Here is an 18,011-nt window from a genome sequence, read left to right on the forward strand (position 1 = left end):
GATGATGGTGAACGCTCAATGCAGAGCCTCCCCGACCACAGGCGCGGGAACGGCGACAGGCGCTGCGGCCGGCGCGACCGGTGCAGCGGGCGCAGCGACGACCGGCGCGGAGGCGACAGCGACGGGGGGGGCGATGGCAGGCAGACCGGCTTCGACAGCCTGACGGCGAACATCGACGGGTCCCAGGCCGATTTCGCGCGACAGGGCCTCCAGCCGGGCAGGCTGCTCCAGCCGGGTCGCCTCGGCGCGCAGCAGGCGGACGCGCTGGCGGCTCTCCACGATGTCGCCTTCGATGCGGGTGATCTCGGCGCTCTCGCGGGCCGCAGCGGCCTTGGCGATATAGACGGAGAAGACCAGGGCGGCGACGCAGACCACGCCGATGATCTCGACGCAGCGCACGCCGCGGACCTTCCAGTCGAACAGGCGTTTGACCGGAACGGGCACGGCGATCATCGGCGCATGCCTTCGATCGCGCCCCAGGCCGGCGCCGCAGTGCGGACGGCGGCGCGCAGCTTGGCCGAACGGGCGCGGGGATTGTCGGCCAGTTCGGCCTCGCCCGCCTCGCGCGCGCCCTTGAACATCAGGTCGAAGCTGGGCTTGCGGGTTTCCACCGCGACCGGCGCGTGACGCGAACCGCCCGGCGCGTTACCGGAGCGTTCGGTCAGGAAGGCTTTGACGATGCGGTCTTCCAGCGAATGGAAGGTGACCACGACCAGACGCCCGCCAGGCGCCAGCGTCGCCTCGGCCGCTTCCAGACCGCGCTCCAGCTCGCCCAACTCGTCGTTGACGGCGATGCGCAGGGCCTGGAAGACGCGGGTCGCAGGATGGATCGGCGCGCCGCGACGACCGCCCAGGGCCTTTTCGACCACGGCGGCCAGATCCAGCGTGCGGCTGAACGGCTGCTCCAGACGGCGACGCAGGATGGCGGTCGCCGCGCGGCCCGACTGACGTTCGTCGCCGTACTGCTTGAAGATATGGGCCAGCGGCCCGTGTTCCCAGGTGTTGACGATGTCGGCGGCGGTCGGCCCCGTGTCGCCCATGCGCATGTCCAGCGGCCCGTCGCGCATGAAGGAGAAGCCGCGCTCGGCCTGATCCAGCTGCATCGACGAAACGCCGATGTCGAAGACGGCGCCGTCCAGCTTCGCCTTGCCGCTCTCGGCGAAGGCCTCAGCCAGACCCGAGAAGGGCGTGCGGATCAGCTGGAACTGGCCCGGATAGGCGGCGGCGACGGCGTCGGCATGCGGCTGAACCGTCGGGTCGCGATCCAGACCGATGACCTGGGCGCCGCGCTCTAGGATGGCGCGGGTATAGCCGCCGGCGCCGAAGGTGGCGTCGATGATGACATCGCCGGGCTGCGGGTTCAGCGCCTCGAGGACTTCAGCCAGCAGGACGGGAGCGTGCGGAGAGGTCATGCCGCGCCCCCGATCTTCGCCGCCGAAGCCTGACGGCGCATTTCACCGAACTGCTTCAGGCCCTCGCGCGCCATGCGGCGCTGCTCGGCGCGGTGCGCGGCCCACTTGTCCTTGTTCCAGATCTGGAAGCGCTCGCCGACGCCGTAGATGACGACCGTGTCCGACAGCTCGACCTCGGCGCACAGATGCTCCGGCAGAGTGATGCGGCCGCCCGAGTCATAGGCCAGCGGCTTCTGCTCGCCGAAGATCGAGGCTTCCAGCGCCGAGCGGTAGGGGTCGCCGAAGGGGAGGCTTTCGATAACGGCGCGGTATTCGGCGAACAGCTTGTCGCCACCGGCCTCCAGGCAGTCGGCTTCGATGGAGGGGAAGCAGAAGACGCCGTGTTCAGCGCCGTTTTCAGCCGTGCGGAATTCCTGGGGGATCAAGAGACGGCGCTTGCCGTCCAGCTGCTTCTCGTAGGTCGAGAGAAACACGCTTTGCCCAATCGAGCCCTTCGGCCCGCCCCTGAAATCCGTTGAAAACACCATGCGTCGGGCCGCAGCCCCTACTCATGAGGCTTTGGGATAGCATGGGATCAGATGGGCCTCAATGGGATTAGTTGACACCCTTTAACCAAATTTGCAGTTCGACGAACGCTTCAGCAAGTCAAAAACAGGAACATACAAGCAACATCAAGAGTATTCACAGCCTGTGGACCGCTTTTTTCGCCATGTTTTCAACGCAGAGGTTAATGACGTCGCCGCCGCGAACCCTGACAAGGATGAGCGCGCATCCACGCTGGATCCTCGGGTCAAGCCCGAGGATGACGGCGTCAGAAAGGTGCTGAAAACGGCCTCAAGTAAGCCGAAGGCCGGTAGGCCCAAACGCGGCCTCAAGCAGGCCGAAGGCCGGTAGGCCTAAAACACGGCCTCAAGCAGCCCGAAGGGCGATAGGCCCCAAGAAAATATGCCAGACGGCCTGTAAGCCGGGTTCTGTTCCGCCCCGAAAGGCGGCGACGATCATTCCTCTGGACCGCCCATTGCTGAGCGGTTCTCGCGACCTACCCGGACGCCTCGGGCGGTGAACCCTGCGGCCGAAACCGCGCGACGTCCCTATTCGGTCTTGCTCCAGGCGGGGCTTGCCATGCCGCCGACGTTGCCGCCGACGCGGTGGGCTCTTACCCCACCCTTTCACCCTTCCCCGGGCCGAAGCCCAGGCGGTTTGCTTTCTGTGGCGCTATCCCTCGGGTCACCCCGGGCGGGAGTTACCCGCCGCCTCTTCACCGTGGAGCCCGGACTTTCCTCGACAAGAGCAAGCTCTCGCCGCGACCGCCCGGCCGTCTGGCGGGGGCTAAGTGCGCGTCTTGGGCGCGCGCGTCAATCCAGAACGCCCGTGACGCTGCCCGCCGAAGCCAGTTGCAGCAGGCCGACCAGACGCGCCCGGGTCTCGCCGTCGGCGATCCCGTCGATGCGGTCGGGCCGCCAGTGGCGTTGGAAGGCCTCGATCGTCAGGCGGGTCTCGTCGTCGTATTCGCCGCCCGGCTTAACTCCATAGCCCAACCGGTGCAGGCCCGAGCGCAGGACGATGACGCCCAGCCCCTCGTCGCCCGGCGACAGGTCGGCCCCCAGGGCGGCGATGCGTTCGGGCGCGGGATCGAACCACAGGCCGTGCCCGGCTTCGGCCAAGCGCTTCCACGGGAACAGTTCGCCCGGATCCTGCTTGCGGTCGGGGGCGGTGTCGGAATGGCCGACGATGCGGGCGTCGGCGATGGTCCAGCGCGAACGGATGTCGGCGATCAGTTCGACCACCGCCGCGATCTGCACGTCGGGAAAATCGCGATAGCCGAACTCATGACCCGGATTGACGATCTCGACGCCGATGGAGGCGCCGTTGACATCCGTCTCGCCTTGCCAGATCCCGCGACCGGCGTGCCAGGCGCGGCGTTCCTCGGGCACCAGACGCAGGACCGAGCCGTCCTCGTCGACGACATAGTGGGCCGAGACCTCGGCCGAGGGATCACACAACCGGGCGACCGCGCCCTCGGCGGTCTGCATGCCGGTATAGTGCAGCACCAGCATGTCCGGCGGGGCGCGCCGGGCGTTGAAATTAGGAGACGGCGCGTCGGTGAAGCTCAGCATGACGCCCGATCAGCGCCCTTCGCGTTCCCAGCCGTAGGCGACCCAGGTGTCGCCGACCTTGTGCGCGTCGATTACGCCCTCGCCCTGACGGGCGCGAGCGGCGGACGCGCGGCGGGCGCGGAAGGCGAAGCCGGCCAGGAAGACGACCACGCCGGCGATCAGGGCGATCACGGCGACGGCGGCGGCGGTCAGCACAGCCAGAACCGCACCCACCGTCACGGCCAGGGCCGTGGCGATCAAACCGCCGAACCAGACGATCGGCGCCAGCAGGCCGCCCGAGCGGCGACGGGCGTTGAAGTCGATCTGGGCGAAGGGGTCAGACTGGATCATGGAACGGCCTTTCGTGGCGCGCCGATGAAGGAACGCCTGAAACGCAATGTCGGTCCATCGACATGAACGGTCAATGGACTGCGACATCACGCATCAGTCAGGGTCTTGGCTCTGAAGGATGGGCCCTTCAAAAAGCCGGTTGATCGGCCAGCACCAGCGCGCCGCGGCTGCGCATCCGGTCGGCCTCGACCCGGTTCAGCATGGCCTGGGCCGCCGGATCGCCCATGACGCGACCGACCGAGATCATGGCCTCGGCCGCCTGGCCCGAGGCGCCGAACGCCGAGGCCAGGGCTTCCCACGGCGATTGCGGCGTGGGGAAGCGCTTGAACCGCACCGACTCGCTGGTCGGGATATTGGCGAGTTGGCGGGCCTTGATGACGGCCTCGTTCAGCCCCCCCAGTTCGTCGACCAGACCCAGGGCCTTGCCCTGCGCCCCGGTCCAGACCCGGCCGCGGGCGATCTCGCGCACCCGTTCGACCGGCAGTTTCCGGCCCGTCGCGACGCGGGCCACGAACTCCTCATAGACCCGGTCCATCGAGGCGGCGAAGGCGGCGCGCTGTCCCTGGTCGAAGCTCTGCGACGGCGAGAAGGCCGAGGCGTAGTCGCCGCCGACCGACAGGCCGCGCATGTCGACGCCGAAGCGGCCCAGGGCGTCGGCCAGAACGAACTTGCCGCCGAAGACGCCGATGGAGCCGGTCAGGGTCGAGGGCTGGGCCACGATCCAGTTCGCTTCCGAACTGACCCAATAGCCGCCCGAGGCCGCATAGGCGCCCATGGACACCACCACCGGCTTGCCCGCCGCCTTGGCCGCACGCACGGCGGCCAGGATCTGCTCCGAGGCTTCCGGCGAACCGCCCGGCGAGGAGACGCGGAAGACGATGGCCTTTACGCTCTTGTCCTCGATGGCGTCATAGATGGCCTTGGCCGTGTCGTCCGAACGGATGTCCGAGCCCGAGCCGAAGGGCGAGGCGCTCTGGCCGCGCCCGGTCATGATCGCGCCCTCGCCGCCGACGATGGCGATGGCCGACTTGCCCGAGCCGGTGCGCGCGCCCTGCATCGAGGCGTAGTCGCCGAACTTGACGATCTTGGCGTCCTTGCCGGCCTTGGCCTTGGCGGCGGCCTCGGCCTCTTCGACCTGGCCGATCTTGTCGACCAGTTTCAGCGACAGGGCCTGTTCGGCCGAATAGGGACCGGCCTCGACGACGGCTTTCAGCGCCTCGGGCGTGGTCTTGCGGTCGCGCGCGACATTGGCCAGAGCGCCATCGTAGATGGAGGTCATCCACGCCGTCATCGCCTCCCGGTGCGGGGCGGTGAAGTCGCTCTGCGTGAACTCGTTGACGGCGTTCTTGTATTCGTAGCGCTGCTCGAACTCGGGTTTGACGCCGTATTTCTGGAAGGCGCGTCCCAGGAAGATGTTGTCGGTCGACAGACCCGCGGCCTGGAAGCTGGCGGTATTCTGCATCCACAACTGGTCGGCGCTGGCCGCGACCATATAGCTGGAAACTACCGCACCGACGGGCATGAAGCCCTGGCTGTGGGCGATGACGGTCTTGCCCGAGGCGCGGAAGCGGTTGATCGCCTGACGCACTTCGTCGGCGGCGGCGGGCGTCATGCCGCCTTCCGGCGCGCGGACCAGCAGAACCTTGACGCTGGAATCCTTCTCGGCCTGGGCCAGGGTGTCGACGATATGCACCACCGACAGGCCCGAACCGCCGAAGACCGCGAAGGGGTTGGTCGGCTGCTGGTCGGTCAGCCCCTCGCGCAGGTCCAGTTCCAGCACCGTATGGGCGGGCGTCGCCGGCTTGGACGCGCCGGCCGCCGCGGCGAAGAACAGCAGGGCCGCGATCGGCAGCACGATGAAGAAGGCCACAAGCCCGGCAAAGACGCCGAGCATGGTCAGGAAGAACTGTTTCATGAAAAAGGCGGCCGTCCAGTCAGATGGCCACGCGCGGCCGAGCGCGAGCATAGGGCGCGCGCGATCACCGTCAAATGAAGGCGCGGTAATGAAAGGCAGAAAGGGCCCGCCGTCGCCGGCAGCCCCTCCCCTTGCGCTCAATTCAGCCGATCAGCGGCCGATGTCGTAGGTCCCGCTGATGTCAATGCGGACGGTCAGTTCGCCCGCCGACACCGGGGTCGAGGCGTTTCCGGCGTCCATCGCCATGGCGCGGGCGTACATCGGACGCGGCGGTTCGGGGGCATAGCCGCCGCCCTCGGTCAGGGTGCGCACCCCGCCCAGTTGAACGCCCAGGGCCTGGGCGTAGAGCCGCGCCTTGTCCTGCAGGGCGCGCACGGCCAGCAGGCGAGCCTGATCCTCGGCCGCCTTGGCGTTCTTCAGGCCGAAGGAAATGCCGTCGATCTGGTTGACGCCCGCCGCGACCACGGCGTCCGCGGTCGTGCCGACCTTGGCCAGGTCGTTGATGACGACGGTGACGCGATTCGACGCCTGATAGCCGCGCAGCTTGGGCGGCTCGTTCTGCTGATAGTCGTATTGCGCCGACAGATTCAGACCCGAGGTCTGGATGTCGCGTTCGGCGATGCCGGCGCGGCGCAGGGCGGCGACGACGCGGGTCATCTGCTGGGCGTTCCGGGCCATGGCTTCCTGAGCCGTGACAGCCTCCGTCACCACGCCGAAATTGATCGTCGCCTGATCCGGCGCGACGCGGACTTCGCCATAGGCGGACAGGTTGAGGGCGGGCTGCTGGGCCATGGCGTGCATCTGCATCTGCATTGGCGCGGAACCGGGTTGAGCCTGTGCGGAGGCGACGGCGGGAACGGCCAAGGTCATCAGGGCCGTGCCCAGCATCATGGCGCGTGCAGTGCGGGTCATCATCGTCTCCGTCAAAATCCAATGGGCGGGCGTGTTCGCCAGCCACGACCTACCTTGGCCGTTTCAGCCTGAACAAACGCTCAAGCCCCCTGTGCAGGTTCCGTTCATCGGCATGAAAAGCAAGACAGGTTCCGGGCGTCTTTGCAGCGGCCGCGACGCCTGCTAGGCACAGCGCTCCCCTTGGGGGCCTGTAGCTCAATGGTTAGAGCCGACCGCTCATAACGGTCTGGTTGGGGGTTCGAGTCCCTCCAGGCCTACCAATTTCCTGCCTCATCGCGCGCAGGGACCGACGCCGTCATGGAACGAGCGCCCTACTCCACCATCCTAACGCGTGATGTCATTCGATGGGCAGGCCTGCTTCGGCGGAAGCCTTTTCGCCTCCTCAGATTTCTGCCGCCGCGCTCAAGAACTTATTTTTTGTCGGGACAATGCCGCCTCAATTGCCGGAAGTTTAGCTGCTAGTCTTCTCCCCGCACATGAAAGGCAAGACGACGTGAGAGAATCGAAGGGGAAGACCAAAAAGGTCCAGCCAAAGACGAATGCTTCCAATCCGAGCATGAAAGACCTGATCGACAAGGCTCCGCCCGGGTCGAAGAAGTCGAAGTAATCACGAGGCCTTCCGGAAACGGCGGGCCTTTTTCGTGCGCGTTTCTCAACCGAACACAAGACCTGCTGCGCCCTCTGCGGCGCCGCTATCGGCCGTGAGCATCCGCAACCCTATCGTCCGCCGAGGTTTCGCCTATATGGCCATGAGCCATTCGGAGAGCCGCCATGTCCTATGTCGCCCGCGACGACCGCCCCGCCGACAAGGCTGAACGCTATGCCGAGGTCGAGGCCGAGATTCTGGCGGTGCTGGACGGCGAGCCGAACCGGACGGCGCGGATGGCGACCGTGGCGTCGATGCTGGCGGACGCCTTCCCTGTCTTCTTCTGGACCGGCTTCTACGTCGTGGACGAGGCCAAGCCGCAGGAACTGGTGGTCGGCCCCTATCAGGGCACGCTGGGCTGCCTGCGCATCCCCTTCGGGCGCGGCGTCTGCGGCGCGGCGGCGCGCGACCGCCAGACCCAGGTGGTCGAGGACGTCCACGCCTTCCCCGGCCACATCGCCTGCGACAGCCGCTCGGCCAGCGAGATCGTCGTGCCGGTGCTGGACGCGAGCGGCGACCTGATCGCCGTGCTGGACGTGGACGCGACCGAGAAAGCCGCCTTCGACGCCGTGGACGCGGCAGCGCTGGAGCGGCTGATGGCCAAGGTGTTCGCCGGTTGATGCGGATCGGCGTCGATTTCGGCGGCACCAAGATCGAGGCGGCGGCGCTGGATGACGCTGGCGCCTTCGCCGCTCGGATCCGCGAACCGAACCCCGGAACCTATGACGCCGCCCTGGCCCTGGTTGCGGACCTGATCGCGCGGGTCGAGGCCGAGGCGGGTCCGGCGCGCTCGGTCGGCCTGGCCATTCCGGGTTCGCCCTCCCCGCGCACCGGCCTGATCCGCAACGCCAACTCGACCTATCTGAACGGCCGCAGCTTCGCCGAGGATCTGGAAGCGACGCTGGGCCGCCCGGTGCGGCTGGCCAACGACGCCAACTGCCTGGCCCTGTCCGAGGCCGCAGACGGCGCGGGCCGGGACGCAGCCGGCGTCTTCGGCGTCATCCTGGGCACCGGCTGCGGCGGCGGACTGGTGATCGACGGCAAACTGGTCGAGGGGGCACACGGCGTCGCCGCCGAGATCGGCCACATCTCTCTGCCCTGGCCCTCGGCCGATGAGGCGCCCGGCCCGGCCTGCTGGTGCGGACTGAACGGCTGCCTGGAGACCTGGGTGTCGGGTTCGGGCTTTCAGCGCGATCATGAAGCGACCACCGGGCGGGCCTGGAAGGCGCAGGTCATCGTCGAGGCCGCGCGTCGGGACGAGGCGGGCGCCAGCGCCGCGCTGGACCGCTATATCGACCGGCTGGGCCGGGCGCTGGCCATGGTCGTCAACCTGGCCGATCCCGAGGTCTTCGTCCTGGGCGGCGGAATGTCCAACGTGGCGGCGTTGTACGCCCGCCTGCCCGAGATCGTGGGGCGCTACGTCTTCTCCGATCACTGGGAAGGGCGGATCGTTCCGGCGAAATGGGGCGATTCCTCGGGCGTGCGCGGCGCGGCGCGCCTCTGGACCGATTGATCCGCTGACAGGCCCCGCTATGGTCCGCGCCGAACCATCAGGGAGCGGGACAATGGGCGAACGGGTCGTGGCGATCACCGGCGGACATGGCGTGCTGGGCAAGGCGGTGGTCGAGGCCGCGCTGGCGCGGGGTCTGAAGGTGGCGGTCATGGACCACGCCAGCGGCCATGCCGTGCCCGAAGGCGTGCTGGAGGTCGGCGGCGTCGACCTGACCGACGCGACGGCGGCAGGAGCGGCCATCGAGGCGGTCGCGGCGCATTTCGGTCGTCTGGACGTCCTGCTGAACATCGCCGGCGGCTTTGTCTGGCAGGCGGTCGAGGGCGGCGACGACGAATGGGGCCGCATGTTCGCCCTGAACCTGACCACCGCCCTAAACGCCAGCCGCGCCGCCCTGCCCCATCTGAAGGCGTCCGACGAAGGCCGGATCGTCAACGTCGGGGCCCATGGTGCGCTGAAGGCCGCGCACGGCATGGGCGCCTACGCCGCGTCCAAGTCGGCGGTGCATCGGCTGACCGAAGCCCTGGCCGACGAGTTGAAGGCGACCTCGGTCACGGTCAACGCCGTCCTGCCCTCCATCATCGACACCCCGGCCAACCGCGCCGACATGCCCGACGCCGATCCGAAAAAGTGGGTCGCGCCCGCCGATCTGGCCGCCGCCATCCTCTTCCTGGCCTCGCCCGAGGCGCGGGCCATCACCGGGGCATTGCTGCCGATCACGGGCCGCGTCTGATGCGGACGCGCAGCGTCCTCTACCTGCCCGCCTCCAACCCGCGCGCGATCGAGAAGGCCCGCGGCCTGACCTGTGACGTCGCCGTGCTGGACCTCGAGGACGCGGTCGCGCCCGAGATGAAGCTTGATGCGCGGGCGGCGGCGGTCGCGGCGGCGCGCGAAGGCGGTTTCGGCCCGCGCCTGGGCGTGCGGATCAACGGGTTGGACACGCCCTGGGGCGCCGACGACCTGAAGGCGCTGCGCGACGCGCCGGTCGATCTGATCGTCGCGCCCAAGGTCGAGAGCGCCGCGACCGTGCGCGCCCTGTCGGACAGGATGCGCCCCGGCGCCGATCTGTGGGCCATGATCGAGACCCCGCGCGCCCTGGTCGATCTGAAACCCATAGCCGAGGCGGGCGGGGCGTTGGCCGGCCTGATGCTGGGCGTCAACGATCTGGCCAAGGCGCTGAAGACCCGCGCCTCGCCCGATCGCGAACCGCTGAAGCCTTGGCTGGCGGCGGTCGTGGCCCATGCTCGGGCCAACGGGTTGCTAGCCGTCGACGGCGTGTTCAACCGGATCAAGGACGAAGCAGGCTTTGCGGTCGAATGCGCGCAAGGGCGGCTCTACGGCTTTGACGGCAAGAGCCTGGTCCACCCGTCGCAGATCGAGGCCGCCCATGCGGCGTTCGGTGCGTCGGCGGAAGAGATCGAATGGGCCCGCACCGTCGTCGCCGCCTTCGCCGCCCCCGAAGCCGAGGGGCTGGGGGTCATCCGCGTCGAAGGCGAGATGGTGGAGCGGCTGCATCTGGCTCAGGCGCAGGATTTGCTGGCCGGCTCTTAAGACAATCCCTTCTCCCCTTGCGGGAGAAGGTGGCCGAGCGGAGCGAGGTCGGATGAGGGGGTCTCCCTGTGCTGGCATCTCTCTGCACCGGCAAACGTCACGAGACCCCTCATCCGTCGACCTTCGGCCGCCACCTTCTCCCGCAAGGGGAGAAGGAAGCTGGAGAGTGGCGTCCTGCCCGCGTTGCCCCTAGACACACCTCATGATCGCACCGCAGCCGACGCTCCATAAAACCCGCGCCTGGGCCTGCGCGCCGGGCGTGCTGCAGGTCCCGTTCCTGAAAGCCTTCCTGCCCGACTATGCGCCGACCGCCCTGCCAGGACCGCAGACCGAGGCGGTGCTGGGCTGGGGCATGAAGCCGACGGCGGCGGCGGGCCGGCGCTGGGCCGAGAAGAACGGCAGACCCTATGTGGCGCTGGAAGACGGTTTCCTGCGCTCGGTGGGCCTGGGCGAGAGCGGGGCGACCAGCCTCAGCCTGATCGTCGACGACCTGGGGGTCTATTACGACGCCACGCGGCCCAGCCGACTGGAGCGGCTGATCGAGACCGCGCCCGACTGGTGCGACGCCGCCCTGCGGACCCGCGCCCGCGGCCTGATCGGCCGCATCGTCGCCGCCGGCATAACCAAGACCAATATGGGTGCCCCCCTGGACCCCGCCGTGCTGAAGCCGGGGCGCCGGGTGCTGATCGTGGATCAGACGGCGGGTGACGCCTCCATCGGCTATGGGCTGGCGAGCGAGGCCAGCTTCTCCGACATGCTGGCGACCGCGCGGCGCGCGGAGCCGGGCGCCCAGTTGATCGTCAAACGCCACCCGGCGGTGGCGGCGGGACGCAAGCAGGGCTGCATCCCGGCGAGCGAGTTGGAAGGCGTCACCCTGATCGACACCGACGTGCGGCCCGCCGACCTGCTGGCGGCCGTGGACGCCGTCTATGTCGTGACCTCCGCCCTGGGGTTCGAGGCCCTGTTGCGCGGCCTGCCCGTGCGTTGCTTCGGCGCGCCCTTCTATTCGGGCTGGGGGCTGACGACGGATGCGGTCCAGACCGGGCGGCGCGGCGTGGCGCGTGATCTGGAGCAGGTCGCGGCGGCGGCCCTGATCGCCTACACCCGCTACGTCGACCCGGTGACTGGTCAGCGCTGCGAAGCCGAACAGGCCCTCGAACGGCTGATTGCGCTTCGCGACCGGGCCGACCGGCTGGCGGGCGACTGGGCCGCCGTCGGCTTCGCCCCGGCCAAGCGGCCGCCGGTGCGCCGCCTGCTGAATTCGCCCAAGGGCCGCGTCCGCTACTTCTGGCGCTCATCCGCCGCCGTCGCCCACGCGCGGGCGACGGGCGGCAAGCTGATCTGGTGGGCCGGCAAGGAGACGCCGAAAATCCGCGCCGCCGCCGACGCCTTCGAGGGCCCGGTCGTGCGGATGGAGGACGGCTTCATTCGCTCACGCGGGCTGGGGTCCGACTTCTTCGGCGCCCTGTCCGTCGCCCTGGACGATCAGGGCGTCTACTACGACCCGACCCGGCCCAGCCGTCTGGAAAGCCTGATCGAGGCGGACGAACCGTCGCCGGATCAGACGGCGCGGGCCGAAGCCTTGCGCGCCCGCGTGGTCGAGGCGGGCCTGTCGAAATACAATCTGAAAGGCGCGGGCGTTCCGGCGCACTGGCCCACCGACAGGCCGATCCTGCTGGTCGTGGGTCAGGTCGAGAACGACCGGTCCATCATGATGGGCTGCGGCGACCTGCGCACCAACTCGGGGCTGGTGAAGGCGGCGCGAGCGGATCATCCCGACGCCTTCCTGATCTATCGCAACCACCCAGACGTAACGGCGGGCAATCGACCGGGCCTGCTGGATCATGCGGCGATGGAGGAGGTCGACGCCTCGGCCGACGACCTGGACATCATCGACTGCCTGAACGCCTGCGACCGCCTGGCGACCCTGACCTCCCTGACCGGGTTCGAAGCCCTGATGCGGGGCAAGCCGGTCAGCGTCTATGGCCGGCCCTTCTATGCGGGCTGGGGCCTGACCGACGATCAGCTGACGTTCGAGCGCCGCACTCGCCGCGCCTCGCTGCAAAGCGTCATCCACGCCGCCCTGATCGGCTATCCCGTCTATGTCACGCCCGAGGGCTGGCCGTGCGAGGCCGAGGACCTGGTCGAGGCCCTGATCGCGGCGCGCGACCATCCCCTGCCCGCTCCGCCGCGCGGGCGGATCAATCGATGGTGGCGCGGCATCAAGGCCAGCCTCGACCGGAGCGCGCCACCGGCCTATTGAGAAGGTTCGTTATCGCTACGGACTCGTCCGGTCGCGATGTCGCCCGAACTTCGCCGCGAGGCGCAGACATTATCCGCTTGTCGAGCGCGGGGGACTCCATGTTCCCTCACGGAGCGAGGCGCCGCGCGCCGAGCGTCAGGGAACCACTCCAGTGCATAATGCCGTCATTTCCGCCACCGGCCTGTTCACGCCGGCGCAGTCCGTCTCGAACGCCGAACTGGTCGCCGCCTACAACGCCTGGGCCGACAGCTGGAACGCCGAGAACGCCGAGGCCATCGCGGCCGGCGAGCTGGAGCTGAAGACGCCGTCGTCGGAAGGCTTCATCGAGAAGGCCTCGGGCATCAAGTCGCGCTTCGTCATGGACAAGAGCGGCATCATCGATCCCGAGCGGATGCTGCCGCACCTGCCCGCACGCGGCGACGACGAACTGTCGCTGCTGGCGGAAATGGCCGTGAAGGCGGCGCAGGACGCCATCAAGGCCTGGGGCAAGCCGGTCAGCGAGATCGGCGCCGTCATCTGCGCCGCGTCCAACATGCAGCGCCCCTACCCCGCCATGGCCATCGAGGTGCAGCAGGCGCTGGGGATCGAGGGCTTCGCCTTCGACATGAACGTGGCCTGCTCCTCAGCCACCTTCGGCATCAAGACGGCGGCGGACTTCGTCGCCTCGGGCTCGGTCAAGGCCGTGCTGATGGTGAACCCGGAAATCTGCTCGGCGCACCTGAACTTCAAGGACCGCGACAGCCACTTCATCTTCGGCGACGTGGCCACCGCCGTCATCGTCGAGGCCGAGAATCAGGCCGGATCGGGCGGCTGGGACATCGTCGGCACGCGGCTTCAGACCCGCTTCTCGAACAATATCCGCAATAATTTCGGCTTCCTGAACCGCGCCGCCCTGCCGAACGACGCGCATGAACCGGTCTCGTCCGACGGTCTGACCGACAAGATGTTCGTCCAGCAGGGCCGCAAGGTCTTCAAGGAGGTGGTGCCCATGGTCTCGGAGATGATCCTGGACCACGCCGCCGAACTGAACCTGGACCCGCACGGCCTGAAGCGGTTGTGGCTGCACCAGGCCAACATCAACATGAACCAGTTGATCGGCAAGAAGGTGCTGGGCCGCGAGCCCGAGGCCGAAGAGAACGTCATCATTCTCGACGACTACGCCAACACCTCGTCGGCCGGGTCGATCATCGCCTTCCATTTGAAACAGGACGGGTTCGCGCCCGGTGATGTCGGGCTGATCTGCAGTTTCGGGGCGGGCTATTCGGCAGGCACGGTTTTTGTGCAAAAGCGCCCCTAATGCCGCATAACAGGAATCATTATTTCCGGCGCCGCTTGCACTGTTCGCAAAATTTTGCAAACCGTTACGGGTGTCGAGAACGTGGGGGGATGGCGCCCGAATGACTCAGACAGTTTCACCGTGGGCGGAGAAGCTCAGCGACCCGTTGGCCCATGATGTGGCGACGGTGCTGAAACATATGGGCGGTTCAGCCCATCAGGACATCGTGGTCAACTGCGTCGCGGCGCTGAAACGCCAGCGCGGCGAATCCGTGACCCAGGACCTGAAGATGAAGATCATCGAAGTGTTCGAACGCTACCGCGACTTCTTCATCAAGCCGTTCGGCGAGAACTCGCTGCGCTGGGCCCTGGCCCCGGGTCTGGCCTAGACAGCCTCTCAAACGAACGAAAAGGCCCGCTCCTTCCGGAGCGGGCCTTCGTCGTATTCAGCGCCAAACTGTGAACGTCAGGCCTTAGAAGCGACGGACGTAGCTGACCGAATAGGCGTCAGCCTCGCCGCCGTTGTCGCGGAAGTCGCGACGGGTCCAGTCGGCGCGGACGCCGTTTTTACCGTCCAGGTAGTAGTTGGCGCCGACGCCGTAGTTCCAGCTGTCGCCGCCCACGTCGGTGTTGGCGCCGGGGAACTCCTGCTTCAGTTCGGTGTGGCCGTAACCGCCACGAGCGAACAACTCGAGCTTGTCGCTGACCGGGTACTTGCCGACCACATAGCCGGCGGCGTCCCACTCGTGCTTGATCTTGCCGTCCACCCCGGCGACGGAGAAGTCGTCGTTCTTGACGCCGACCGAGGCCTCGGTTTCGACGGCCAGGTAGCGGTTCAGGTTCACGCCCAGGCGGCCGGTCACGGCGCCGGTCGTGGCGGAGTCGCCTTCAAGATGCGTGTAGCCCAGCGAGCCGTAACCGCGGGCGTCAGGTCCCGATTGAGCAAAAGCCGGAGCGGCAAAAACAGAAATGGCGGCGGCGGCGAGAAGAATGTTACGCATTGTTTCTATAACTCCTAGCAAAACTAGATGTGGTGACTTCTGCGGTCACCGGCCCCATCCAGTGAGGGAGTAAATGGGCGCTCCGCCGAGACGTTCCATAGACTGACGAATACATAGACGTTACCGTGCGCCACCAGACACATACGTCGTTACGTCGATCACGACCTTTATCCGGCACGAAAAAGGCGGCCCCGAAGGACCGCCCTTGCACGCTCAGACCTGAAACAGGCCTCAGCGGTCCTTCTCGCGCTCTTCGCCGGAACGGGCCGACAGCGCGGCCTGGGCCGCCGCCAGACGGGCGATCGGCACGCGGTAGGGCGAGCACGAGACGTAGTCGAGACCCACGCTCTCGCAGAAGGCGATCGACGACGGGTCGCCGCCGTGTTCGCCGCAGATGCCCATCTTCATGTCCGGCTTGACCGCACGCCCGCGCTCGGCGGCGATACGGATCAGGTCGCCCACGCCGTCCTGATCCAGACGGACGAAGGGATCGGTCTCGAAGATGCCCTTGTCCAGATAGGCCTGCAGGAAGTGGCCGGAGTCGTCGCGGCTGATGCCGAAGGTCGTCTGGGTCAGATCGTTGGTGCCGAAGCTGAAGAACTCGGCGTATTCGGCCAGATCGGCGGCGCGAAGCGCCGCGCGCGGTAGTTCGATCATGGTGCCGACCAGATATTCGACGCTGTCGCCCGCATCCGCGAACACAGCCCTGGCCGTGCGGTCGGTCAGTTCGCGCAGGTATTTCATCTCCAGACCCAGGGCGACCAGCGGGTGCATGATCTCCGGGATCGGGGCGACGCCGGACGCCTTCTTCACCTCCAGCGCCGCCTCGAGGATGGCGCGGACCTGCATCTCGTAGATCTCGGGATAGGCCACGCCCAGGCGGCAGCCGCGGTGGCCGAGCATGGGGTTGGTTTCGTGCAGTTCACGCGCGCGACGCTTCAGCTTGGCGGCGTCCAGACCCGAGGCCGCGGCCAGGGCGTCGATGTCGGCGTCCGTGTGCGGGATGAACTCGTGCAGCGGCGGGTCCAGCAGGCGGATCGTCACCGGCAGGCCGGCCATGATGGTGAACAGGTCGGCGAAGTCGGCCTTCTGGAAGGGCGCGATCTTGGCCAGGGCGACGCGGCGGCCCTGCTCGTCGTCGGCCAGGATCATCTCGCGCACGGCGGCGATGCGGGCCTCGTCGAAGAACATGTGCTCGGTGCGCGACAGGCCGATGCCCTCGGCCCCGAAGCCGCGCGCGGTCTTGGCGTCCAGCGGGGTCTCGGCGTTGGCGCGGACCTTCAGGCGACGCACGCCGTCGGCCCAGGCCATCAGCGTCTGGAAGTCGCCCGTCAGTTCCGGCTCGATCATGGCCACGGCGCCGTCCAGCACCTCGCCCTTGCCGCCGTCGATGGTGATGATCTCGCCGGCCTTGAAGGTGCGGCCGCGCGCCATGAAGGTCCCGGCCTTCTCATTGATCGAGATTTCACCCGCGCCGGAGACGCAAGGCCGGCCCATGCCGCGCGCCACCACGGCCGCGTGGCTGGTCATGCCGCCGCGCGCCGTGACGATGCCGCGCGCCGCGTGCATGCCGTGGATGTCCTCAGGCGAGGTTTCCTCGCGCACCAGGATGACGGCGTCGCCGACCTGCGACAGGCGCTCGGCCTCGTCGGCGTCGAAGACGATCTTGCCGGTCGCCGCGCCGGGCGAAGCCGGCAGGCCCGCCGCCACCACGGTGCGGGCGGCGTTGGGGTCCAGGGTCGGGTGCAGCAGTTGGTCCAGCGCAGCGGGTTCGACCCGCGACACGGCTTCTTCCTGCGAGATCACGCCCTCGGAGGCCAGATCGACGGCGATCTTCAGCGCCGACTTGGCGGTGCGCTTGCCGTTGCGGGTCTGCAGCATCCACAGACGGCCCTGCTCGACCGTGAACTCGATGTCCTGCATGTCGCGGTAGTGGCTTTCCAGCCGCCCGACCACGTCGACGAACTCGGCGAAGACGGCCGGCATGGCCTCCTCCATCGAGGGGGCCGTCTCGCCCATTTCCTCGCGCCCGGCTTTCGTAAGCGACTGCGGCGTGCGGATGCCCGCGACCACGTCCTCGCCCTGGGCGTTGATCAGGAACTCGCCGTACAGCTTGGCTTCGCCGGTCGAGGGGTTGCGGGTGAAGGCCACGCCCGTCGCCGAGGTCTCGCCCATGTTGCCGAACACCATCGACTGGATGTTGACGGCGGTTCCCCAGCTTTCCGGGATGTCGTGCATCCGACGATAGAATTTCGCGCGGTCGTTCATCCAGCTGGCGAAGACGGCCGAGACGGCGCCCCACAGCTGGTCATGCGGGTCCTGCGGGAAGGGTTGCCCCAGTTCGCGCTCGACCAGAATCTTGTAGTCGCCGACGACCTTTTCCCAGTCGGCGGCGGTCAGGGCCGTGTCGATCGAGACGCCCAGACGATCCTTGTGGTCGTCCAGAACCTCCTCGAACTGATCATGGCCGATGCCCAGGACCACATTGGAATACATGGTGATGAAGCGGCGGTAGGAGTCGAAGGCGAAGCGGCGGTCGCCCGACAGCGCAGCCAGACCCTCGACCGTCTGGTCGTTCAGACCCAGGTTCAGCACCGTGTCCATCATGCCCGGCATCGAGGCCCGCGCGCCCGAGCGCACCGAGACCAGCAGAGGGTTGGACGCATCGCCGAAGGTCTTGCCGACAATGCCCTCGACAGCCTTCAGACCGGCGGCGGCCTGCTCGGCCAGCTCAGCGGGATAGGTTTCGCCGTTGGAGTAATAATGGACGCAGGCTTCCGTCGTGATGGTGAAGCCGGGCGGCACCGGAAGGCCGAGGGACGACATCTCGGCCAGGTTCGCACCCTTGCCGCCGAGAAGGTTCTTCATCGACGCATCGCCGTCAGCGGATCCGCCGCCAAAGCCGTACACCCACTTGGTCATCTTGCAGTCCCTGAGCCGTGGTCTTGCCGCGCGGGTGCTTTGAGTCCCGCTTACGGTGGCCCTGACTAGCGTGCTGCAGGCGCGAAGGCGAGGCCGCGGGTGTAACAATGCGTGTGAGGATGTGTCGTTTCACACCCCTGCCCTTCTCCCCTTGCGG

The 18,011-nt window shown here is 67.8% G+C and carries 18 protein-coding genes, 1 tRNA gene and 1 other RNA gene; 10 read left to right on the top strand and 10 right to left on the bottom strand.

All coding sequences use genetic code 11. The annotated features are described in order from the left end of the window. Nucleotides 1-15: 15 nt before the first annotated feature. The 3 genes from ftsL to AC1DJ5_RS00350 are packed head-to-tail and all read right to left on the bottom strand — an operon-like array spanning nt 16 to nt 1,885. Nucleotides 16-453, bottom strand: a complete 438-nt coding sequence (gene ftsL / locus AC1DJ5_RS00340) for a cell division protein FtsL (protein WP_477019292.1) — start codon at nt 451-453, stop codon at nt 16-18. Next, nucleotides 450-1,412, bottom strand: coding sequence for a 16S rRNA (cytosine(1402)-N(4))-methyltransferase RsmH (gene rsmH, locus AC1DJ5_RS00345; RefSeq protein WP_477019293.1), 963 nt, complete (start codon nt 1,410-1,412; stop codon nt 450-452). Before rsmH ends, ftsL begins: the two co-directional genes overlap by 4 nt. Then, nucleotides 1,409-1,885: a division/cell wall cluster transcriptional repressor MraZ gene (locus AC1DJ5_RS00350; RefSeq protein ID WP_441455733.1), complete on the bottom strand. Its 477-nt coding sequence runs from the start codon at nt 1,883-1,885 to the stop codon at nt 1,409-1,411. Before AC1DJ5_RS00350 ends, rsmH begins: the two co-directional genes overlap by 4 nt. A gap of 145 nt (nt 1,886-2,030) precedes the next feature. Between AC1DJ5_RS00350 and AC1DJ5_RS00355 the strand changes: the two genes are divergently transcribed. Next, on the top strand, nt 2,031-2,306 hold the full coding sequence (locus AC1DJ5_RS00355; RefSeq protein ID WP_477019294.1) for a hypothetical protein: 276 nt from the start codon (nt 2,031-2,033) through the stop codon (nt 2,304-2,306). A gap of 50 nt (nt 2,307-2,356) precedes the next feature. Here the strand turns inward: AC1DJ5_RS00355 and rnpB are convergent. The 5 genes from rnpB to AC1DJ5_RS00380 form a co-directional block, all read right to left on the bottom strand. Continuing rightward, an RNA gene (gene rnpB, locus AC1DJ5_RS00360) (RNase P RNA component class A) lies at nt 2,357-2,735 on the bottom strand. A gap of 32 nt (nt 2,736-2,767) precedes the next feature. Next, entirely contained in the window at nt 2,768-3,529 is a 762-nt protein-coding gene (locus tag AC1DJ5_RS00365) for an N-acetylmuramoyl-L-alanine amidase (protein ID WP_441455736.1), read from the bottom strand. Between the two features lie 9 nt (nt 3,530-3,538). Continuing rightward, nucleotides 3,539-3,859 (bottom strand): hypothetical protein, encoded by a 321-nt coding sequence (locus AC1DJ5_RS00370; RefSeq protein ID WP_441455738.1) that lies wholly within the window; start codon nt 3,857-3,859, stop codon nt 3,539-3,541. A 127-nt stretch (nt 3,860-3,986) separates the two neighbouring features. Continuing rightward, entirely contained in the window at nt 3,987-5,774 is a 1,788-nt protein-coding gene (gene sppA, locus AC1DJ5_RS00375; protein ID WP_441455739.1) for a signal peptide peptidase SppA, read from the bottom strand. A 150-nt stretch (nt 5,775-5,924) separates the two neighbouring features. Next, nucleotides 5,925-6,686, bottom strand: a complete 762-nt coding sequence (locus AC1DJ5_RS00380; protein WP_441455740.1) for an SIMPL domain-containing protein — start codon at nt 6,684-6,686, stop codon at nt 5,925-5,927. Between AC1DJ5_RS00380 and AC1DJ5_RS00385 the strand changes: the two genes are divergently transcribed. The 9 genes from AC1DJ5_RS00385 (at nt 6,676) to AC1DJ5_RS00425 (ending at nt 14,320) form a co-directional block, all read left to right on the top strand. Then, complete coding sequence (locus AC1DJ5_RS00385) at nt 6,676-6,852, top strand: hypothetical protein (protein ID WP_477019295.1); 177 nt, start codon at nt 6,676-6,678, stop codon at nt 6,850-6,852. The two genes, AC1DJ5_RS00380 and AC1DJ5_RS00385, sit on opposite strands and share 11 nt — an antisense overlap. An 18-nt stretch (nt 6,853-6,870) precedes the next feature. Further along, nucleotides 6,871-6,946, top strand: a tRNA-Ile gene (locus tag AC1DJ5_RS00390). Nucleotides 6,947-7,457: 511 nt separating this feature from the next. Then, nucleotides 7,458-7,952: a GAF domain-containing protein gene (locus AC1DJ5_RS00395; RefSeq protein WP_477019296.1), complete on the top strand. Its 495-nt coding sequence runs from the start codon at nt 7,458-7,460 to the stop codon at nt 7,950-7,952. Beyond that, nucleotides 7,949-8,845: an ROK family protein gene (locus tag AC1DJ5_RS00400; RefSeq protein ID WP_477019297.1), complete on the top strand. Its 897-nt coding sequence runs from the start codon at nt 7,949-7,951 to the stop codon at nt 8,843-8,845. Before AC1DJ5_RS00395 ends, AC1DJ5_RS00400 begins: the two co-directional genes overlap by 4 nt. Nucleotides 8,846-8,897: 52 nt before the next feature. Continuing rightward, nucleotides 8,898-9,575, top strand: coding sequence for an SDR family NAD(P)-dependent oxidoreductase (locus AC1DJ5_RS00405; protein WP_477019298.1), 678 nt, complete (start codon nt 8,898-8,900; stop codon nt 9,573-9,575). Then, nucleotides 9,575-10,393 (top strand): HpcH/HpaI aldolase/citrate lyase family protein, encoded by an 819-nt coding sequence (locus AC1DJ5_RS00410; RefSeq protein WP_477019299.1) that lies wholly within the window; start codon nt 9,575-9,577, stop codon nt 10,391-10,393. Before AC1DJ5_RS00405 ends, AC1DJ5_RS00410 begins: the two co-directional genes overlap by 1 nt. A 202-nt stretch (nt 10,394-10,595) precedes the next feature. Beyond that, the gene (locus tag AC1DJ5_RS00415) at nt 10,596-12,656 is read left to right on the top strand and encodes a capsular polysaccharide biosynthesis protein (RefSeq protein WP_441455749.1); all 2,061 of its coding nucleotides are present in this window, start codon (nt 10,596-10,598) and stop codon (nt 12,654-12,656) included. A gap of 151 nt (nt 12,657-12,807) precedes the next feature. After that, nucleotides 12,808-13,953, top strand: coding sequence for a beta-ketoacyl-ACP synthase III (locus AC1DJ5_RS00420; RefSeq protein ID WP_477019300.1), 1,146 nt, complete (start codon nt 12,808-12,810; stop codon nt 13,951-13,953). A gap of 100 nt (nt 13,954-14,053) precedes the next feature. Beyond that, on the top strand, nt 14,054-14,320 hold the full coding sequence (locus AC1DJ5_RS00425; RefSeq protein ID WP_477019301.1) for a hypothetical protein: 267 nt from the start codon (nt 14,054-14,056) through the stop codon (nt 14,318-14,320). 84 nt (nt 14,321-14,404) lie between these two features. On the opposite strand, the gene AC1DJ5_RS00430 is transcribed toward AC1DJ5_RS00425, so the two are convergent. Beyond that, nucleotides 14,405-14,932: a porin family protein gene (locus tag AC1DJ5_RS00430; RefSeq protein ID WP_477019302.1), complete on the bottom strand. Its 528-nt coding sequence runs from the start codon at nt 14,930-14,932 to the stop codon at nt 14,405-14,407. 231 nt (nt 14,933-15,163) lie between these two features. Beyond that, nucleotides 15,164-17,854, bottom strand: coding sequence for a pyruvate, phosphate dikinase (ppdK, locus tag AC1DJ5_RS00435; RefSeq protein WP_477019303.1), 2,691 nt, complete (start codon nt 17,852-17,854; stop codon nt 15,164-15,166). Nucleotides 17,855-18,011: the final 157 nt, after the last annotated feature.

The organism is Brevundimonas sp. 01N35, assembly GCF_056399785.1.

Bases quoted from the DNA above. Each gene is read 5' to 3' on its own strand.
- AC1DJ5_RS00430 (WP_477019302.1), bottom strand. From the start codon at position 14,932: ATGCGTAACATTCTTCTCGCCGCCGCCGCCATTTCTGTTTTTGCCGCT.
- AC1DJ5_RS00425 (WP_477019301.1), top strand. From the start codon at position 14,054: ATGACTCAGACAGTTTCACCGTGGGCGGAGAAGCTCAGCGACCCGTTG.
- rsmH (WP_477019293.1), bottom strand. From the start codon at position 1,412: ATGACCTCTCCGCACGCTCCCGTCCTGCTGGCTGAAGTCCTCGAGGCG.
- ftsL (WP_477019292.1), bottom strand. From the start codon at position 453: ATGATCGCCGTGCCCGTTCCGGTCAAACGCCTGTTCGACTGGAAGGTC.
- AC1DJ5_RS00415 (WP_441455749.1), top strand. From the start codon at position 10,596: ATGATCGCACCGCAGCCGACGCTCCATAAAACCCGCGCCTGGGCCTGC.
- AC1DJ5_RS00395 (WP_477019296.1), top strand. From the start codon at position 7,458: ATGTCCTATGTCGCCCGCGACGACCGCCCCGCCGACAAGGCTGAACGC.
- AC1DJ5_RS00380 (WP_441455740.1), bottom strand. From the start codon at position 6,686: ATGACCCGCACTGCACGCGCCATGATGCTGGGCACGGCCCTGATGACC.
- sppA (WP_441455739.1), bottom strand. From the start codon at position 5,774: ATGAAACAGTTCTTCCTGACCATGCTCGGCGTCTTTGCCGGGCTTGTG.
- AC1DJ5_RS00405 (WP_477019298.1), top strand. From the start codon at position 8,898: ATGGGCGAACGGGTCGTGGCGATCACCGGCGGACATGGCGTGCTGGGC.
- ppdK (WP_477019303.1), bottom strand. From the start codon at position 17,854: ATGACCAAGTGGGTGTACGGCTTTGGCGGCGGATCCGCTGACGGCGAT.
- AC1DJ5_RS00365 (WP_441455736.1), bottom strand. From the start codon at position 3,529: ATGCTGAGCTTCACCGACGCGCCGTCTCCTAATTTCAACGCCCGGCGC.
- AC1DJ5_RS00370 (WP_441455738.1), bottom strand. From the start codon at position 3,859: ATGATCCAGTCTGACCCCTTCGCCCAGATCGACTTCAACGCCCGTCGC.
- AC1DJ5_RS00410 (WP_477019299.1), top strand. From the start codon at position 9,575: ATGCGGACGCGCAGCGTCCTCTACCTGCCCGCCTCCAACCCGCGCGCG.